At 55.9% G+C, this 16,877-nt stretch carries 14 protein-coding genes; 9 read left to right on the forward strand and 5 right to left on the reverse strand.

Annotated elements, in window-relative coordinates; translation table 11 throughout:
- Positions 1 to 19: 19 nt before the first annotated feature.
- The 5 genes from NST26_RS11000 to NST26_RS11020 all read left to right on the forward strand — a co-directional run bounded on the left by NST26_RS11000 (position 20) and on the right by NST26_RS11020 (position 4,870).
- Positions 20 to 832, forward strand: a complete 813-nt coding sequence (locus tag NST26_RS11000; RefSeq protein WP_036725183.1) for a GTP pyrophosphokinase — start codon at positions 20 to 22, stop codon at positions 830 to 832.
- Positions 822 to 1,286: a DUF309 domain-containing protein gene (locus NST26_RS11005; protein ID WP_076078448.1), complete on the forward strand. Its 465-nt coding sequence runs from the start codon at positions 822 to 824 to the stop codon at positions 1,284 to 1,286. Before NST26_RS11000 ends, NST26_RS11005 begins: the two co-directional genes overlap by 11 nt.
- Positions 1,287 to 1,354: 68 nt before the next feature.
- Positions 1,355 to 2,971 (forward strand): RsmB/NOP family class I SAM-dependent RNA methyltransferase, encoded by a 1,617-nt coding sequence (locus tag NST26_RS11010; protein WP_340954154.1) that lies wholly within the window; start codon positions 1,355 to 1,357, stop codon positions 2,969 to 2,971.
- Between the two features lie 3 nt (positions 2,972 to 2,974).
- Positions 2,975 to 3,724 carry a pseudouridine synthase gene (locus NST26_RS11015; RefSeq protein WP_340954152.1) on the forward strand — a complete coding sequence of 250 codons (750 nt, stop codon included), beginning with the start codon at positions 2,975 to 2,977 and terminating at the stop codon, positions 3,722 to 3,724.
- A 342-nt stretch (positions 3,725 to 4,066) separates the two neighbouring features.
- Positions 4,067 to 4,870 (forward strand): Cof-type HAD-IIB family hydrolase, encoded by an 804-nt coding sequence (locus tag NST26_RS11020; protein WP_340954149.1) that lies wholly within the window; start codon positions 4,067 to 4,069, stop codon positions 4,868 to 4,870.
- 125 nt (positions 4,871 to 4,995) lie between these two features.
- Here NST26_RS11020 and NST26_RS11025 read toward each other — a convergent pair whose 3' ends face one another.
- From NST26_RS11025 to NST26_RS11040, 4 genes are all read right to left on the reverse strand, one after another.
- The gene (locus NST26_RS11025; RefSeq protein ID WP_340954146.1) at positions 4,996 to 6,222 is read right to left on the reverse strand and encodes a hypothetical protein; all 1,227 of its coding nucleotides are present in this window, start codon (positions 6,220 to 6,222) and stop codon (positions 4,996 to 4,998) included.
- A 19-nt stretch (positions 6,223 to 6,241) separates the two neighbouring features.
- The gene (locus NST26_RS11030) at positions 6,242 to 6,811 is read right to left on the reverse strand and encodes a hypothetical protein (protein WP_340954143.1); all 570 of its coding nucleotides are present in this window, start codon (positions 6,809 to 6,811) and stop codon (positions 6,242 to 6,244) included.
- A gap of 406 nt (positions 6,812 to 7,217) precedes the next feature.
- On the reverse strand, positions 7,218 to 7,307 hold the full coding sequence (locus NST26_RS11035; protein WP_143803672.1) for a sporulation protein YjcZ: 90 nt from the start codon (positions 7,305 to 7,307) through the stop codon (positions 7,218 to 7,220).
- Between the two features lie 114 nt (positions 7,308 to 7,421).
- Positions 7,422 to 8,834 carry an RsmB/NOP family class I SAM-dependent RNA methyltransferase gene (locus NST26_RS11040; protein WP_340954140.1) on the reverse strand — a complete coding sequence of 471 codons (1,413 nt, stop codon included), beginning with the start codon at positions 8,832 to 8,834 and terminating at the stop codon, positions 7,422 to 7,424.
- A 209-nt stretch (positions 8,835 to 9,043) separates the two neighbouring features.
- Here NST26_RS11040 and NST26_RS11045 point away from each other — a divergent pair, with 209 nt between their 5' ends.
- The 3 genes from NST26_RS11045 to NST26_RS11055 are packed head-to-tail and all read left to right on the forward strand — an operon-like array spanning position 9,044 to position 14,980.
- Positions 9,044 to 10,180: a glycosyltransferase family 4 protein gene (locus NST26_RS11045; protein ID WP_209877961.1), complete on the forward strand. Its 1,137-nt coding sequence runs from the start codon at positions 9,044 to 9,046 to the stop codon at positions 10,178 to 10,180.
- 4 nt (positions 10,181 to 10,184) lie between these two features.
- Positions 10,185 to 11,576, forward strand: coding sequence for a metallophosphoesterase family protein (locus NST26_RS11050; RefSeq protein ID WP_340954136.1), 1,392 nt, complete (start codon positions 10,185 to 10,187; stop codon positions 11,574 to 11,576).
- Complete coding sequence (locus tag NST26_RS11055) at positions 11,573 to 14,980, forward strand: AAA family ATPase (protein WP_340954133.1); 3,408 nt, start codon at positions 11,573 to 11,575, stop codon at positions 14,978 to 14,980. The genes NST26_RS11050 and NST26_RS11055 overlap by 4 nt, the downstream gene beginning before the upstream one ends.
- On the opposite strand, the gene NST26_RS11060 is transcribed toward NST26_RS11055, so the two are convergent.
- Entirely contained in the window at positions 14,967 to 16,100 is a 1,134-nt protein-coding gene (locus NST26_RS11060) for a YkvI family membrane protein (protein WP_340979133.1), read from the reverse strand. The two genes, NST26_RS11055 and NST26_RS11060, sit on opposite strands and share 14 nt — an antisense overlap.
- Positions 16,101 to 16,276: 176 nt before the next feature.
- Here NST26_RS11060 and NST26_RS11065 point away from each other — a divergent pair, with 176 nt between their 5' ends.
- A complete protein-coding gene (locus tag NST26_RS11065) occupies positions 16,277 to 16,846 on the forward strand; it encodes a xanthine phosphoribosyltransferase (RefSeq protein ID WP_209877970.1) in 570 nt (189 codons plus the stop codon).
- Positions 16,847 to 16,877 lie beyond the last annotated feature (31 nt).

Below are 16,877 nucleotides of genomic sequence, written 5' to 3' on the forward strand. Positions count from 1 at the left end.
TGGACAGGAGGACAAGGCGATGGACGTCAGGGACTGGGGAACTTTTCTGCTTCCTTATGAACAAACGGTGGAGGAATTGAAGGTTAAATTCAAGACGATGCGCTCTGAACTCAAGAAAAGGGAAGAATATACGCCGATTGAATTCGTTACCGGCCGTGTGAAGCGGCTGTCTAGCATACTTGAGAAGGCCAAACGGTTAAATGTAAAAATGGAGGATCTGGAAACGGGCATCGAGGATATCGCCGGCATTCGCATTATGTGCCAGTTCGTCGAGGATATCCGCAGAGTGGCGGAATACATCCGTGCCCGCAAGGATCTTGAAGTGTTATATGAGAAGGACTACATTACCAACTATAAGGAAAGCGGCTACCGCAGCTTCCATATGATCATCCGGTATCCGGTACAGACTGCGCTGGGTCAAAAGATTGTACTGGCTGAAATCCAAATCCGTACACTGGCGATGAACTTCTGGGCAACCATTGAGCATTCGCTGAATTATAAATACCGGGAGAGCCTGCCCGATGAAATGCGGGTGCGCCTGAAGACGGCAGCAGAAGCGGCTTCCATTCTGGACAGCGAGATGTCGAGTATCCGGGAAGAGATTCTGGAGGCCCAGAAGACCTTCGAGGAGAACTCGAACATGACGACCCAACTGCTGAAGGCTATTCATCAGCTGTATTTCTATCATCTTGTGAATGAAGCGATTGAGAGCCAGGAACGGTTCAATGCGATCTGGCAGGCTCAGGATATGGATGCGATGAAGGAACTGCTGGACCATGTGCGCGAGCTGCTCTCGAATGCCAAGAAGGGCAGCGAGCCGGATGGCTTATGAGCCGTTGTATCTGGCCTACCTCATCTACTTCAACCGGGACAGGGATTATTTCGAATGTCATGAGGTGCTTGAGGAATTATGGCTGGAAAAGCAGCGTGATCCGTTATACAAAGCTCTGCTGCAGGTGGCAGTCGGGCTGTACCATTTCCGTAATGCCAATGTGCGCGGCGGCTTGATTCTGCTAAAGCAGTCTCATGAAGTACTGGGCAGATATCCGGCGGTGACGCTTGGTATTGATCTGGAGAAGCTGGTCCGGGAAGCGGGAGCGTATGTTGCCCGTCTGGAAGCTTACGAAGATCAGCCCTTTGATTATTATGATCTCACCATCCGCATCGTAGACCCCGTGCTGAAGGAAGAGGTCAGGCTGGCGGCAGAGTCCATTCAGCCTGTGGTGCCCCAGCGGCGCGGGCCGCAGCAGCCGGACAGACCGAGGAACAGGCCGGATGGCGCTTGACCATAGTAAGGCTACAACAGGAGCACCCGCAGGGGTGTTCCTGATTATTTGAGCGGGAGGAAGGCATCATGACAGCACAACTGCCCGGAGCTTTCGCGCGGCGTATGAAAGAGCTGCTGGGACCGGAATATGAGCAATTTACAGATACCTATCAGCAGTCACCTTACGGGGGAATCCGTGTCAATACACTGAAAATAACGGTGGACGGGCTGCGGGGGCGTTCCCCCTTCACCCTGGAGCCGATTCCCTGGTGCCCTTCGGGCTTCTATACCGGAGAGGGAGCCAGACCCGGCAAACATCCCTATTATCATGCCGGGCTGTACTATATTCAGGAGCCGAGTGCCATGGCCCCGGTTGAACTGCTGGACGTTCAGCCGGGGGACCGTGTGCTCGATCTGTGTGCAGCCCCGGGCGGTAAATCTACCCAGATTGCCGCCAAGCTGCAAGGCGAAGGCCTGCTGGTCTCGAATGACCTGCATCCTGAACGGACGAAGGCACTCGCCAAGAATCTGGAGCTGTACGGGGTACGGAACGGCATTGTCCTGAATGAGCGCCCGGAGCGGATTGCGGCGGCCTTCCCCCGCTTCTTCGACCGGATTCTGATTGACGCGCCGTGTTCGGGTGAAGGTATGTTCCGCAAGGACGAGGATATGGTTAGACAGTGGGAGCCGGGGACCCCGGACAAATATGCGGAGATGCAGCGGGAGATTCTGCAGGCCGCAGCTTCAGCGCTGAAGCCAGGCGGTACTATGGTGTACTCCACCTGCACGTTCGCTCTGGAGGAGAACGAGGAGATGATTGCCGGATTCCTGTCCGGGCATCCGCAGTTCTCGCTGGTTCCCGTAGGCGGAACCGGCCCGTTCGCTGCCGGACTCGGCTCATTGCCGGGTGCGGCGCGGCTGTGGCCGCATAAGGTTAAGGGGGAAGGACATTTCATGGCAGTACTGCGCCATGACGGAAGTGGCGGACCTGCGAGAGAGGCATTTGAGGCCGGGGCAGCAGAGAATGGAGCTACGCTGACAGACACTTTAGAGAATGTACAAGCACGAAATGATAAGAGAGAGAGAAGTCTGTCTGCCGCGCCCCGGAGCAAGGCTGCGAAAACAGACTTTCACAGTAAGGCAGTTCCCGGCAGGGCAGATCACGGCCGGGGCGGCAAGGGAGGACGCGGATCTGGACACGGCTCCGGCTCTGGTAGAGCCGGAACGGGTCCAGGTCCGCAGTCACAGCGAACTGGCGGTGAAGCGCTAGCGTTCGCGGTCTATGCGGACTTTATTCAAGAGCTGCTGGGGACACAGCCGCCCGGACATGCCATATGGTTCGGCGATCATCTATATATCTCCCCGTTGCCGCGTGAAGCGCTGGACGGTCTGAAGACGGTTCGGCCGGGCTGGTATGTGGGGCAGATCAAGAGCGGCAGATTTGTTCCCGGTCATCCGCTCGCTACAGCACTGCGTCCTGAGGAATGCAGCCGCTCGGTATCGCTATCCAGCGCCAGCGGGGAAGCGGTGTCCTACCTGAAGGGGGAGACCCTGTCGATACCCGCAGAGCGCCTGTCCGTTAAGGAAGGACATGCTTACAAAGGCTATACCCTCGTCTGCATCGATGGCTTCAGCGCAGGCTGGGGCAAATGGCAGGACGGGCTGCTGAAGAACGAATATCCCGCAGGCTGGAGGTGGACTTAGAGTATGGCTACAGGAGGAAATGCAAATAAGAAGCAACGGATTGACAAGGTGCTGTCCCACATGGGGATCGGCTCGCGCAGCGATATCCGCAAGCAGGCCAAGCAGGGCCTGATCACAGTAAATGGAGCTGTCGTCAAAGACAGCGGGTTCCATGTAGACCCGCAGCAGGACCGCATAGAGGTTGGCGGGGAGCCGGTCCTCTACCGGGAATTCATCTATCTGATGATGAATAAACCCCCGGGCGTGTTATCCGCCACCGAGGATAAACGGGACCGCACTGTTCTGGACCTGCTGAAGCAGGAGCATGCGCTGTTCGAGCCTTTCCCAGTCGGGCGGCTGGATAAGGATACCGTGGGTCTGCTGCTGCTTACCAATGACGGCAAGCTGGCACATGAGCTGCTGTCCCCGCGCAAGCATGTCCCCAAGACCTACGAGGCCACCGTCGAGGGCGAGGTCGATGCGGCGGATGTGGCTGCTTTTGCCGAGGGTGTTACGCTTGAGGATGGTTATGTGACCCTGCCCGCGCAGCTTAGCATTCTGAGCAGAGAACGGGGCAGCCGCGTGCTGTCGTATATCTCACTCACCATTACGGAAGGCAAATTCCATCAGGTGAAGCGGATGTTCGTAGCTGTCGGGAAGAAGGTAGTGTTCCTGAAACGGGTGTCGATGGGCGAATTGAAGCTCGACGAGACGCTGCCCGAGGGAGCCTGCCGGGAGCTCACGGCCCGTGAGCTGGAGCTGCTGAAGCGTTAGATGATACACCTCTGACAGCCTGATAGCCTAACTGCCTGACTGCCGGTAACGGACTCAACTGCGCTTATTCCGGCAAAAAGGCTGATTTTAACCTGTTAACGGACTCCATAGCCTTTATTGGCGGGCATTTGGCGTAATTTCAACCACTGGTGAGGAGATAAGTTCACTCGGGTCCGTTAGACGCTTAAAATAACCTTTTGTGCCGAATTAGCGTCTTTGGAGTCCGTTAAACGGAAGCTTAGTTAGGTACGCCGGGAGCAGCTTGATCTCAATGAGCTGCCAATGAATGGTGAAGCAGGCAAATGCCTGGCGGTATACTATACAGAGATAGGATGATGGGGTATGAAATACAAACTGATTGCACTGGATGTAGACGGAACACTGCTGAATGATGATCATCAGCTCAGCGTAGAGAACAAAGCGGCGGTTGCTGAGGTCACGCGTCAGGGCGGGCAGATTGTACTCTGCACAGGGCGCAGTCCGCAGAATTCGATTCCTTTTATGGAGGAGATGGGCTTGTCGGGATATGTGCTGGGCCATAACGGAGCGGCTACGGTGAGTGTCAAGGACCGTAAGGTACTGCACCAGTACGGGCTGGACGCCAGAGGGCTGGACCCGTATATCGCCTATTGCCGTGAGCGTGATATCCATTTTGATGTGAATACGGCATTTGAGATGTATGTGGATAATGTGGAGAACCTGACGAAGGAAGCCCACTTTATGTATGAGCATTTCCGGATTATGCCTGCATCCCTTCCAGCCTGGGAGGAGTTCCGCGAACCGATTGTGAAATTCACTGTGTTCACACAGTCCGATATTCTGGATGAAGCGCAGCGGGAGTGGGCTACTTGGGGAGAGCAATACAATATTCTGCGCAGCGGAGAGTTCTTCGTTGATCTCATGCACCCGGAATCCTCCAAAGGCAATGCCCTGAAGCATCTGGCAGCCGAGCTTGGCATTCCGCAAGAGCAGGTGCTGTCGATCGGCAACTATTATAATGATATCTCTATGCTGACGTATGCCGGTCTGGGCGTGGCGATGGATAACTCTCCGGTAGAGGTCAAAGCAGCCGCAGATGTGATCACCGGCACCAATAATGACAACGGTGTGCGCGATGCGCTGGTGAAATATTGTTTGTCTTCCTGATGGCTTGTACACTCAGCATATCTAATTTCTTGCTAAGTAGCGAGCGACCAAAAATGCAAAAGGGCGATCCTCCAATAACGGAGAATCGCCCTTTTTTTGCCGCTTTAAGCTTTTAAGAAGCTACTCTACTTCAAGTCCGACAATGATAATTGAATTTCGCTTAAGCTTCTGAGGTCGTTCTCATCGGTCTGATTTGCACGTTGAAGAAGTCCCTGAAGAATTAATTCTTGAGATTCATGGTCTTTGATAATTAGTTCTTGCTCTGTATTCTTAGTATCGTATCGTTGGAAGGCATCAATAATGGTTTCGCTTCTATCCAGTTGGTCATTAATATCCTGTATTGATTTTTCTTTAGGGGTCAGCTCCTCATTCGTAGGACGGATAGATTCAGTGACTGGAAATTTTGTTGCATAATAGAATACTTGATCCTCAGAAGCCTTTAAACTCGTGACCACAGATGGGGCGATATTCAGTTTACTTGCTTGTTGGTCTATTTCATCTCTTGGTATTTCTATGATCCCACATTCAGCTTTTTCTTCGGGAGTCATCATTCCTGGGTTCCAGTCTTTGTCTTGTATCGCAGCAGACTTAGCTAAACTATTACTACTTCTTGCTGTGCCAGCAGTCAGGTTATAATAACGTTTCCCCGCGGATAACACCTCGTATCCAGTGCCTAATAGCATATATTCAGCAGAAAGTTGCGAGGTTGTATTTGCAGGGACATCAGCACTAAACCAAAAAAATTGGCCAGTATCAGCAATGTCGGTTGACCAGTTCCACTGACGAGTTAATGCTGAAGCACTAGTTGTATTACTGTCAGAAACATTGCGCAATGAAGCAATGAGACTACCAGTGTTATAAAGAAAACCGCTCATGGGAGTAAGGAGGAATGTAGAAAAATTTAATACTGCATAGGCTGCATTATAGTATCCGGGTAGGTTAGATCCTGAAGATTCGGGAGCAGAACCGATAAATGCTGGGTCTGTATATGAATTAAGTGCCATATTACTTGGGTTTTGAGTGTTTTTTATCTCCATTCTTGCTATTTGGATCCTATTATTTATAGGTATGGGAGGGCTTGTGGTCGCTCTGCTAGCCCCTGTGCCCGCGAATCTGAAATCGAAATGCCATCTATTAATTGTACCAAGCCATGTTGCCCCCATGAATCCAATTGACGAAGAAGCAGCAATTTTGTTAGCTCCAGTAGTGTAAGGCCAATTAATTGAATTACTAGCGTCTACATGACTTACGGGCGTATCATATGCGTAAGCCATTCCTGTGGGTACTAGAGTTAGAGATAAAATGAGTGCTATACGAATAGATTTGAGTGCTGACTTTCTGAATTTAATCATAATCTAACATCTCTCCTCATTAATCCTTGCTCTCAGCTTTCACAGAGATTGGGATTTTAATTGAATTGACGCCTATCGACCTTACGCCGCCTTTGGTATCGGAGCCAACGGAAACCATAATGTTGAAATTTTCCGAAGGTAAAATTGTTTTGCTATCGGATACTAGATCGATAATTATCATTCCACTTCCACCGCCTGCAGGGTTTTGTAGATTTGTTACACCGACTTCAACCTTATTTCTCCACTCCTTACCTAGGTTCATATCAGTTTCGGAAGCAAATGGCTGTAGTAATGTTTTTTGATTCTCAGGGAAATTGCTTAGAATGTTGGCGATATACCATTTCTTCGGAATGTAGATAGTCATTCCGCCGAAATCTTTAGGATCAATTTCAAACGAAGCAACAATTCGTATGCGCTTGGCCATTGCTTTTTCGCCCCACACAAAAATCGATCCTACTGCTGATGTGTTTTGTTGTGCAGTTTTGGATCTGATACTAAATTGCTTAGTTACCACAACACCATCATTTACAACGGTATAGTCGGAGAGTTTCTCTTGAGTAAGGAAATGTTGCACTATTATGATAATCATGACAACTACAACCGCAGAGCACACAATCATAATCTTGTTTTTAGACGATTTCAGAGTAATCCCTCCGATACTTCTAATATAAATAATCACCTCCATTATAACAGGTATGGTCTAAGTGAATATTCCATATTTTAGCATTGATTGAATTTTACGAATATAGGTATTTAATACCAATAATTGTCGAATTTACAAGAATGAAGAGGTATGAATTAGAGAATAGTGGGAACAAAGCGGAGCTATATGGCGAAAACATAAAGCATAATTCGGTGCCATGAGGCTTTAAGGTTCTATTAAAAACGGCTTTATAATATGTATCACACGCGATCAGGAGAATTGAAAAAGCAGCCTGCCCCCTTAAAGGGGGCGGGCTGCTTGAGGTCCGTGTGCTGTGCTGCTTATAGCGGAATTAGACGAACAACGAACGGGAAATGATTACGAGCAATATGAAGAGTACCAAGATCGCACCGGTCGAAGTGAAGCCTACACCTGCACCCATGTCTGATTCCTCCCTTGATTCATGTCTGTTCCCACTTGCCGCCTTAAGTCCGGCGGACCTCCATGGGATAATGACATCATATGCTTATGAACGATTCGTGAACTAGTCAGCAGCCTAAACTTCGTCAATATGGGCTGCCCTGATCCGCAGACCCTTGGGCAAATGATTCTTGAGCTGGCCGGAGCTGGCTTTGCCCCAGCCTACAGGCAAGCCGTCTACGGTTACCAGCGTCCAGCCATGCAGGCTTGGCGGAACCGGCAGACTCTCGCCGCGCAGCCAGGCCTGGATCTCCGTGCCGTCCGCAGGCATATCATAGCTGCGCGCCGCCTGATCCGGCCGGAGTGTCATGGCCAGGGCGTGCGCGGGCTCGATCCGGTTTTTCTTAAGATGGGCAATATGCATTCCGGCACGTGGCACCTTGAGCCCGTCCAGTATCCCGGTGTGCAGCCGCCCATTGAATGCCTCAGGCAGCAGATACAGGGATTCGCCGAAGAGAAGCGGGACGCCGTGTCCAGCGAATCCGGGCAGCTCTGCCGCCGCCCAGCTCATGAACTGTTGATAGGCCTCCCTAAGCGTAGCACTTGTCTTCGGACCGTCACTGCCGCTGCCGCGTTCACCGCGCTTGCCCCGGCTCTTGCGCGGAGCGGAATCCGCCGGGTCTGCTGAAGCCGCCTTGTGCAGCAGGGCCACGAAATGCCCTTCGCCCCGCTCCAGATGCGGCCACAGCCGCTTTGTAACGATCAGCTCCATATCGGGATAGGTCTGCACGAAGCGCTCCATCGTCTCCTCATTCTCCTGGCGGTTGAAGGTACAGGTCGAATAGACCATATGGCCGCCGGGCTTCAGCATCAGATACGCATCCTGCAGAATATCCCACTGTCTGGCTACACAGATCTCCACATGCTTCGGGGACCATTCGTCTATCGCTGCGGGGTCTTTGCGGAACATTCCTTCACCGGAGCAAGGCGCGTCCAGCATAATGCGGTCGAACACCTCAGGGAATCTTTTGGAGAGATCACCAGGAGCTGCGGAAGTAACCAGTGTGTTGCTTATGCCGAGCCGCTCGACGTTTTCGGCCAGGATTTTGGCCCGCTCCGGGTGAATTTCATTGGAGATGAGCAGCCCTTCCCCTTGCATCAGTGCGGCGATATGGGTGGTTTTGCCGCCGGGAGCAGCCGCGAGGTCGAGAACGATCTCTCCGGGAAGCGGCTTCAGCAGCTCGGCTGCGGACATTGCGGAGGGCTCCTGAATATAATATAGTCCGGCGGTATGATACGGATGTCTCCCCGGGCGAGCGGGGTCTTCGTAATAGAAGCCTGACGGACACCATGTTACCTGTGACAGACCGAATTGTGAGATTGCCTGCTCCGCTGCGGTGCGGCCGGAAGGTACACTGCTTTTTAAAGTATTGAACCGCAGACCCTGGGTCCGCGCAGCAAGATAGCTCTTCAGAAAAGCGTCCGCCGAATCCCCCAGCATCTCTCTAATATTGGCGGTGTAAGCGGCAGGCAGTCGTTCTTCATTCATAAATCAATCTCCTCTAGTCCAAGTTCAAGATAAGTAAAGCTGTCATCTTAGTTGCTGTTTCGGGTGGATACCGATAAAATTAGGTATGGAACCTTAGCGTACCTATACCTGTAGCTGTACCCGTTTTTATTATTGTACATATACACAACTATATCATAATTGCCGGCCTTCACCGTAAATAGGGCAATTGTAAAGGGAGATGTACCTATATGAACTTGCTGCAAGCGCTATTCTTCCCGCCGGAGCAGCCCGGTGGTGTATCTTCTATGATTCCTTATCTCCAGGAACGCTTCCGGTCCAGCCGCTGGGAGATGGATTTGTTCTGGCTGCCTAAGCGCATCCGGGGCAAGGGGCGCGAAGACATCGTCTTCGAGACCTTCGACTGGACCGTGTATGGCGAAAGTCCGGTTGTGCAAAAATACATTCAGACTTACCGGGATTACATTTGGTGGACTAAGCTGCGTATGAGCAAAAATTATGACCTGATCCATGCCCATCACCCGATTGCCGGGCTGGCGATGAAGAGAATTTATCCTGACGTTCCCTTGATTCAGACGCTGCACTCCAGCTATGAGCGTGAATTAATCCTGAATGGGGTGATCCGGGAGGGGGGGCTTGAGCATCAGTTCCTGGTCGCGATTTACCGGGAGCTGGAGCATGTGAGTGACCGGCTGATGACGGTTTCGCGTGCTTTTGCCGATTATGTGACTCCTTATATTGACCAGCCGGACAGCATTGGAGTCATTCCTAACGGATTCGATGAGAAGAGATTCAAGCCTGTCCCGCATGAGAATGACATTCCGCAGCTGGTCACAGTTACCCGTCTCGTACCGGCCAAAGGCATAGATATTCTGTTCAAGGCTTGTGCCGAGCTGAAGAAGCGGGGACATGAATATGTGCTGCATATTATCGGGGACGGACCGAGCCGGGCGGAGCTGGAGCAGCTTGCGCAGGCGCTGGGCATCTATAATGAGACTATTTTTTACGGCTATACGCTGCATCCTGAGGAATTCATGCCGTTCTTCGATATCTTCGTATTGCCTTCGCGGGCGGAGGCGTTCGGTTCGGTATTTGCCGAGGCTGCGCTGAGCTGTCTGGCGCTGGTCGGGACGAATGTGGGCGGTATTCCCGAGCAGATTGAGGACGGGGTGAACGGGCTGCTGGTGAATCCGGATGATGAGCTGGGACTGGCAGATGCCCTGGAAAAAGTGATCACGGACCCCGGCTACCGATATGAGCTGTCGCGTTCGGCTTGGGATAAAGCAAAGAGCCTCTACTCCCTGACCCGTGTAGCCAATGAGCTGAAGAAAACCTATCTGCAGTTCCAGCCGGGAATGAAGGGGTGAGACTATGATTCCTTTTCGCTTCCTGCATGCGGCGGATCTGCATCTGGACAGCCGGTTCGCCGGTCTGTCTCATCTCCCCCAGGATATCCGCTCCTATCTCCGGGAGTCTACCTTCGCCGCCCTCGGGCGGCTTGTTGGCGTAGCCACCCTGCAAAAGGTGGATTTCGTGGTCATTAGCGGCGATGTCTACGATGTCGCGGATGCTTCACTTCAGGGGCAGCTCCGGTTCCGGGAGGCCCTGGAGGAACTTGGACGCCACGGGATTCAGGTATTCCTGATCCACGGTAACCATGATCCGCTGGACGGCCCGCGCCTTAGTTCGGCACCGCCTGCCCATGTTACGGTATTCGGCGGGAGTGAGCCCGAGCGCGTGACTGCCCGCCGCAGGGAAGACGGACGGGAGGTAGCTGTGGTTAGCGGCATCTCCTACCCGACCTCCAAAGTGACAGAGAATACAGCTCTGCGCTTCAGCCGCCAGCCGGGCAGCAGCCTGTTCCACATCGCCCTGCTGCATGGCAATGTGGACGGGGATCTCCAGCATGAGACGTACTCCCCGTGCACCCGGAAGGATCTGATCGGCAGGGGCTATGACTATTGGGCGCTCGGGCATATTCATAAGCGGAGTATTCTGCATGAGCATCCGCCTATCGTCTATCCGGGCAATATTCAAGGAAGAAGCATTAAGGAGACCGGGCCCAAGGGCTGCTATACGGTTGATGTCAGTGCAGAGGGGGGAGTCCGGCTGGATTTCCATGAACTGGACAGTGTGCGCTGGCAGGTCCGCGAGCTCTCTATAGATGGGCTCACTGACGAGGCCGAGTGGACCCTCGCTGTAGAGAATGCAGTGGAGGATATCCGCAGCGAGACCCCGCAGATGATGTCTGTGGTCAGGTTCCGCCTGACCGGACGGGGCGATATACATAAGGTGCTGGCTGAGAAGGGGGCGGCCGATGATCTGCTCACCGAGCTGCAGCGGCGGGAAACGGTGCGCGCGGTGCGCAAGGAATATGCGGGCTTGGTCTGGACGGAAGGCTTCTCCATCGAAACGGGACTTGCGGTTGACCGTGAGCACTTGCTTCTGGAGGACAGCTTCCTGGGTGAAATGCTGCGGCTTGCCGGGCGCAGTAGCGGGAATGCCGCAGAATTGGACGAGCTGGTCGCTACTGCGCTGAGACCGATGATGGAGAATCAGGAGCTGCGCAGGCTGCTATTATCCGTAGGAGCCGAAGAGAAGCAGGAATGGCTGAGAGGTGCAGCAGAGCTGGGAATCACATTGCTGAGCGGACTGGAAGAGTCCGGCGGGACGCCGCAGAATGCTGCGGAAGAAGGCAAGGCGTATTCTGCTGGGGATGCAGGAGATGGCGACGGACAGCAAGGCCGGGAGGTAGAGGAATGAAGATCGATTCATTGCGGATAGACGGCTACGGAAGGCTGGCTCAGCGGGAGATCGGACTGAATGAAGGGGTCACGGTTCTGTTCGGACGCAACGAGGCGGGTAAAAGCACGACCCTGCAGTTCATCCGTGCTATGCTGTACGGCATCCCCGGCCGGGGGAAACCGGCTGAACGGTACGAGCCGCTGCAAGGGGGAACGCACGGTGGGGTGCTCGAAGCAAGGGATGAGTCCGGCGCATTATGGACTATCCGCCGGTATGCATCCGGCGGCGCGGAGCCGGGCAGAGCAGAGAAGCTGCATATTGCACTCAGACATCCGGATGGCCGTACGGAGGAGCTGAATCAGGCGGAGCTGGAGCGGCGTCTGCTTGGCGGCATCTCCCGGAGTATGTTCCGCCAGCTGTTCGCTGTCTCGCTTGACGAGCTGCAGGAGCTGGGTGCCTTGCAGTCCGGGGAAATGAGCAGCTACCTGTTCCATGCCGGGATGGGCGGCGGCGGAGAGATTATGCGGGCAGAGAAGCGTCTGGTTCAGGAGGCCGAGAAGCTCTACAAGCCGCGCGGCAAGGTCCAGGAGGCCGCCAGGATTCTGCAGTCTATCGGGAAGCTGGAGCAGGAGGTAGCGGAGAGCCGCTCTTATCTGCCGAGATATAACGGGAATACTCTGGCTCTGGAAGCTGCGGAGCAGCAGCTGGAGCAGATGAAGCTGGACCGCGAGCTCGCTGGAGCAAGACTGATGAAGCTGCGCAAGGCGCAGGACATCCGGGAGCTGTGGCTGAAATGGAGCGAAGGCCGGCTGGAGCTGGAGGAGCTTCCCGTGATCGCGTCGTTCCCGGATAACGGGGCGGAGCGCTGGAGGTCGCTTACAGCCGATCTGCGCAGCTTGCAGGGCGCCGCGTTCCGGCTGGAGCGGCTGACGGCGGAGCTTACCGCAGAGCTTGAGGCGAATCCTCCTGATCCTCTGCTTGCGGAGCAGGGGCCTGAGCTCGAAGCGCTGGACCGCAGCCGCAGCAGCTATGAGGACAAGCGGGCAGAGCAGCAGCGGATTGCCGCGGAGCTGACGGCTCTGCGGGAGCAGCTGGAACGCCTGCTGCGCAGTATCGGTGCAGGCTGGGATTCGGCAGCGCTCGCGGACTTCACCCCGTCCGCGGCGGACCGGGAGGCCGCGCGGCGTTATGCCGCCTCCTTTGCCGGGTATGACCGGCAAATGGAGACCCGGGGCGCGGAGCTGCTGAGCCTCCGCGCCCGCAAGGCCGCCGCCGCTGCTGCGCTGCAGGCGGCCGAGCGCTTGCTGGCGCAGGAGCACGCCAGCGGCGCAGCGGACTTCGCGGGCCTGGCTGCGCGCAGCCCGCGTGAACTGGTGCAGCTCTGGGACGAGCTGCAGCAGGCCGCCGAGCGCTGGCGCGAAGCGCAGCTCGGCCCGGAAGGCGGCGCGTCAGCCCCGCGCCGCAGTGACGCCGCCGGGGGCAGCCGCCCCGGCGCGAACGGGCGCCGGGCGGCACGCTACCGGCGCTTCCTGCAGGCGGGCGCAGCGCTTACGCTGCTGCTGCCGCCTGCGCTGTGGCTGACCGGCGCACCGCCGGTCAGCGTATGGTCCGCGCTCGGCCTGCTGGCCGCAGCGGACCTGTGGCTCTGGGCCGCCCTGCGCGCAGCGGGGGCGGCGGTTGCCCCGCCGGAGCCGGGCGGCGGGGAGGCGGGCAAGGCCGCAGCGGAGATGCTGCGGCTGCGCGGACTGCTGCTCTCCGGCGCGGAGCGGGAGAGCGGCAAGGCGTCCAGCCCTGACGCAGGCGGGCTGGAGGCCGGGATGCGCGAGCTGCGCCGGCTGATGGAGGCCTGGGGCACCTGGCGCCAGCGCGTAGACCGGCAGGCGGCTGAGGCCGAGGCCTGCCGGACGGAGCTTGAGCGGCTAAGCGGACAGGAACAGGTGCTGACAGGCGAACTGGAGGAAGCGGAGGCCCGCTTCACAGAGCTGGCGGCGCGCTATGAAGAATGGCTGCGTCAGCGGAGACTCCCCGAAGGGCTGTCCCCGGACGGCCTGCCGGATATTTTCGCCCTGGCAGAGCAGGGCCATGAGCTGCTGCGCCAGGAGGCCAAATGGTCTGCGCGGCTAAGCGGACTGGCGGCGGAATGTGCACTCTATGAACAGGAAGGGATGAAGCTGCTTGCAGCTGCGGAGACCGGACGGGTAAACTCCATTTCCTTTGTAGCTGAGCAGCAATCGATACCGGCTGTTCCGCTTACTGATCAGCACCGGCTACCCGCCACCGAGCCTACTGAGCAGCAATCACTACCCGCTACTCCGCTTACTGATCAGCACCGGCTACCCGCCACCGAGCCCACTGATCAGCACCGGCTACCCGCCACCAATCCTACCGCCCAGCATCCACCCGCAACTCCAGCTGCTCCCCGCCACCCCACACCAGCCGCCCTATTAACCTGGCTGGAGCTGCGGAAGCGGGAGTGGGATCAGCTGAAGGCTGAGCTGCTGCGCAGAGAGAGTGTGGAGGCGCGGCTGGCTGAAGTCCGGGAGGAGCTGGCAGCGAATCACAGGGAGCAGGCGGAATTGAACCTGCGCTGCTCGAAGCTGCTGGAGGAAGGCGGTGCTGAGGATGGCGAGCAGTTCCTGCGCCGTTCCTCTGCGTGGCTGAGGAGGATAGAGGTTACGCGGTCCGTGCGTCAAGCGGAGCTGGCGATGTTCAGCGGATGGGATGACGAAGGCCGGGCAGAGCTCTTGAGTCTGCTGGAGCATCTGGACGCCGGGCGGCTTGCGCAGGAGCGTCAGGCCGCGGAAGAAGCGGCGGCCGAGCTTGAAGAGGAACGCAGCGCACTGCTTGAGCAGCGCGGCAAGCTGCTGCAGGAACGGGAAGCATTGACGAAGCGCGGCAAGGAAGATACTGCGCTCCAGCAACTGGAGGAACAGCGGGCGGCACTGCGTAATCTGGCCGGGCAATATGCGGTAACCGCTCTGGCGGCCGAGCTGATGGGCCGGACACGCCGGATCTATGAGCAGGAGAAGCAGCCTCAGGTGCTGCAGCTGGCCTCCGTGTATTTCTCGAAGCTCACGCACGGGGAATACCGCCGGATTGTGATGACGCTGGGGCATAAGGAGCTGAAGGCTGAGCATAAGGATGCCGGACTGCTGGACAGCGGGCTGCTCAGCCGGGGAACCGCGGAGCAGCTGTATCTGGCGATCCGGCTGGCACTGGCAGAAACGATGAGCAGCAAGGTGAATCTGCCGCTGTTCTTCGATGATCTGTTCGTTAACTTCGATGAATACCGGCTTCATGCGGCTCTGGCTCTGCTTGGCGAGCTGTCTTCTTCCCGGCAGATCGTCATGATGACCTGCCACCGTCATGTCGCCGAAGCTGTGGCGGGCAGCATTCCTGCCGCAGCAGTTATTTCCGTGTAGTGCGGATCGCAGGCTTGATGCTGACAATCGTAATCCCCTGCTTCTTGCCGCCCGCTCCTCCTGCGGGCGGCTTGCCCTGCCCTGGCGGCGGGGACATGGGGGAGCGCACCAGCATGACCACCCATATCAGACACAGCGCGCCGAAGATCGGGTAGAAGATGCCCAGCAGCGAGCTGAAGCCGAATTGGCTGAACACATAGCAGATCAGCATCAGCAGCGGGGCGACAAGCGCGGGGGCGACCGGGAGCCGCTGCTGGAGCTGTACGCTTACCCCGTAGATACCGGCGACGAAGGTGCTGAAGATTTCCATGAAGATCAGCAGCAAGAACACCATCTGCACCACCGGACCCAGCCGGATGGCGATGCTTCCCATCGGAATCTCGAACTGCAGGATGCCCGGCATCTGCGAGCTCATGGCAAAATGGGCCGCCAGCAGCATGAACCCGATGCCCGCTCCGCCCAGAATCCCGCCGCGCACCAGCGCACGTTCGTCATCCGTATGACGGGCCAGCGGAACCAGCACCGCCTGGGCCATGCCAAGGTTGAACGAGGTATAGAGCAGCGGAGATATCCATGCGTTGATACTGCTGTAATCGGTGGGCAGGAAGAGGAAGCGTTCGGCTCCCGCAACGCCCAGCGTATTACAGACAAGGATCAGCGACAAAGTAAGCATCAGGGGCACCACCAGGCTGTTGATCTGCAGAATGCCGGAAATACCGCGCTTCAGCAGCAAGTAAGATCCGAGGATCGTCAGAAGCAGCCCCGCCTGATAGGGAAGGCCGAGATGCTCCTTGAAGATCGCCCCGGCGCCTGCCAGCATGATGCTGTTCACCCCGATCAGAATAATCATGGTAAACAGGCTAATGATGGTCCCGGCCTTGGCTCCGAACAGGTGGCGGTTGAAATCCTCATACGAGTCCGCAGAGATTTTCCGGGCGATGATCATCATTTTGGTGCCTAGCCAGATAAAGAGAGCGGCAGAGAATAGAATCGTCAGCAGCGCCCAGTGGCCGTATCTGGTGAAAAAACGGAGGATTTCCTGGCCGGTAGCGAATCCGGCGCCGACAATGGTGCCGATATAAGTGAAAGCGATCTGTAATGTGCGGATATGTGACTTCATGCTTAGCCTCCTTATGAATGCTGCGAAGTTTACAATTGCGGGGCCTGCAAGGATATAGCCTTGTGTAGTCCGCATAGTACAGGTTATGATGAGGAACAGAGGGACATGACTTCCGTCTGGACGAACAGGTGCGATTTCGGTGGAACGTCTATTAAGGGTAATGGAGGTTTACAATGATGGAATTATTGAAACAGCGGATATTGGAGGAAGGGATTGTCGTCTCGGATCAGGTACTGAAGCTGGACGGACTGCTCAACCACCAGGTTGATCCGATGCTGACGATGGAAATGGGACGGGAATTTGCCCGCAGATTTGCTGAGGCTGGAGTTACTCGCGTAGTGACTGTGGAATCCTCGGGGATTGCCGTGGCATTTGCCACCGCTTATGAGATGAAGGTGCCGCTGGTGTTTGCCCGGCGCAAAAAAACGCTGCTGGCTGATCCCGACGCTCTGTGTGAACGGGTTCCATCTTTTACCAAAGGGATTGTTACGGACATTATGCTGTCCCGCCAGTTCATCTCGGAGGATGACAAAATCCTCTTCATCGATGATATTATCGCCAATGGCGACGCGGCGCGCGGCCTGATTAAGATTATCCAGCGTTCAGGTGCCGAGCTGGTGGGCCTTGGCGTAGTGGTCGAAAAAAGCTTCCAGGCCGGTGCCCGCACGATCCGGGAACAGGGAATCCGTCTGGAGTCTCTTGTTGATATCACCTCTCTTAATGACGGGACGATTGTTTTTGGATAAGGCTGAAGTGACAATAACAGGAACACAGCCT

This window comes from Paenibacillus sp. FSL R7-0128 (genome assembly GCF_038002245.1).
In the GTDB taxonomy this organism is placed as follows: Bacteria; Bacillota; Bacilli; order Paenibacillales; family Paenibacillaceae; genus Paenibacillus_AQ; species Paenibacillus_AQ silagei.